Source organism: Flavobacterium aurantiibacter (genome assembly GCF_002251775.1).
In the GTDB taxonomy this organism is placed as follows: Bacteria; Bacteroidota; Bacteroidia; order Flavobacteriales; family Flavobacteriaceae; genus Flavobacterium; species Flavobacterium aurantiibacter.
The window spans coordinates 1-2,153 of the sequence record NZ_NOXX01000117.1; the positions used below are offsets into that span (position 1 = coordinate 1).

General features: G+C 46.5%; 1 tRNA gene and 1 rRNA gene. Both read right to left on the reverse strand.

What is annotated here, in order from left to right:
• Window positions 1-35: 35 nt before the first annotated feature.
• Window positions 36-109, reverse strand: a tRNA-Ile gene (locus tag CHX27_RS01980).
• A 74-nt stretch (window positions 110-183) separates the two neighbouring features.
• Window positions 184-1,706 (reverse strand): 16S ribosomal RNA (locus tag CHX27_RS01985).
• Between the last annotated feature and the right edge of the window lie 447 nt (window positions 1,707-2,153).

Here is a 2,153-nt window from a genome sequence, read left to right on the forward strand (position 1 = left end):
AGCTGTCAGCTTTTAGCTGTTCGCTTTTAAAAAAGTAGTCCCGGGCAGACTCGAACTGCCGACCCCTACATTATCAGTGTAGTACTCTAACCAGCTGAGCTACGAGACTCTATGTATTTATCGTAAATCTTAAATTAACAGCAAGAGTAAAAGCACGTATCCTTTATCTTATTCGTACTCTAGAAAGGAGGTGTTCCAGCCGCACCTTCCGGTACGGCTACCTTGTTACGACTTAGCCCTAGTTACCGGTTTTACCCTAGGCAGCTCCTTGCGGTCACCGACTTCAGGCACCCCCAGCTTCCATGGCTTGACGGGCGGTGTGTACAAGGCCCGGGAACGTATTCACCGGATCATGGCTGATATCCGATTACTAGCGATTCCAGCTTCACGGAGTCGAGTTGCAGACTCCGATCCGAACTGTGACCGGCTTTATAGATTCGCTCCTCCTTGCGAAGTGGCTGCTCTCTGTACCGGCCATTGTAGCACGTGTGTAGCCCAAGGCGTAAGGGCCGTGATGATTTGACGTCATCCCCACCTTCCTCACGGTTTGCACCGGCAGTCTTGCTAGAGTTCCCGACATCACTCGCTGGCAACTAACAACAGGGGTTGCGCTCGTTATAGGACTTAACCTGACACCTCACGGCACGAGCTGACGACAACCATGCAGCACCTTGTAAATTGTCCGAAGAAATATCTGTTTCCAAATACGTCAATCTACATTTAAGCCTTGGTAAGGTTCCTCGCGTATCATCGAATTAAACCACATGCTCCACCGCTTGTGCGGGCCCCCGTCAATTCCTTTGAGTTTCAAACTTGCGTTCGTACTCCCCAGGTGGGATACTTATCACTTTCGCTTAGCCACTCAAACGCCTGAAGCGCTCAAACAGCTAGTATCCATCGTTTACAGCGTGGACTACCAGGGTATCTAATCCTGTTCGCTACCCACGCTTTCGTCCATCAGCGTCAATAAACTGTTAGTAACCTGCCTTCGCAATCGGTATTCCATGTAATATCTAAGCATTTCACCGCTACACTACATATTCTAGTTACTTCACAGCCATTCAAGCCCTACAGTATCAATGGCAATTTCACGGTTGAGCCGTGAGATTTCACCACTGACTTATAAGGCCGCCTACGGACCCTTTAAACCCAATGATTCCGGATAACGCTTGGATCCTCCGTATTACCGCGGCTGCTGGCACGGAGTTAGCCGATCCTTATTCTTACGGTACCGTCAAGACTCTTCTCGAAGAGTTGTTTCTTCCCGTACAAAAGCAGTTTACAATCCATAGGACCTTAATCCTGCACGCGGCATGGCTGGTTCAGGCTTGCGCCCATTGACCAATATTCCTCACTGCTGCCTCCCGTAGGAGTCTGGTCCGTGTCTCAGTACCAGTGTGGGGGATCTCCCTCTCAGGACCCCTACCCATCGTAGCCTTGGTATGCCGTTACCATACCAACTAGCTAATGGGACGCATGCCCATCTTGTACCGATAAATCTTTAGTTATAAACCGATGCCGATTCATAACACCATTAGGTATTAATCCAAATTTCTCTGGGCTATCCCTATGTACAAGGTAGGTTGCATACGCGTTACGCACCCGTGCGCCGGTCTCAAAATAGCAAGCTATTTCTACCCCTCGACTTGCATGTGTTAAGCCTGCCGCTAGCGTTCATCCTGAGCCAGGATCAAACTCTTCATCGTAGATTATTATTATTTTTAAGTAGTTGAACTCAATAATATCCACGCGACTCTTACTCTTTCTTAAATCTCAATATCAAGCATCACTACTCAATATTGTGCTGTCAATTCAATATGTCTATGAACGTATCTTCTCTTTTCTAATCCCTCAACCCTTGCGGGTCAAAGCGGGTGCAAAAGTAAATAGCTTTTTTATTTCTGGCAAGAAAAAAGTAAAAAAAATTTAAACCCCTTTTTACCGAAACGGACAACCAAAATAAAACATCTCCCGCAACTGTGCAAGAAATTATTCCTATTTCTAATCGCCCACAAAAAAACTCAGAACCTACGCCGCGCCTGTTCGGTTTAGCGGGTGCAAAAGTAGTGTTTCTAAAACCCCTTTTCCAAACTTTTTAGCAACTATTTTGCAATTATTTTTTAACTCGCTGATAAACAAAGAGACAGAAAAGC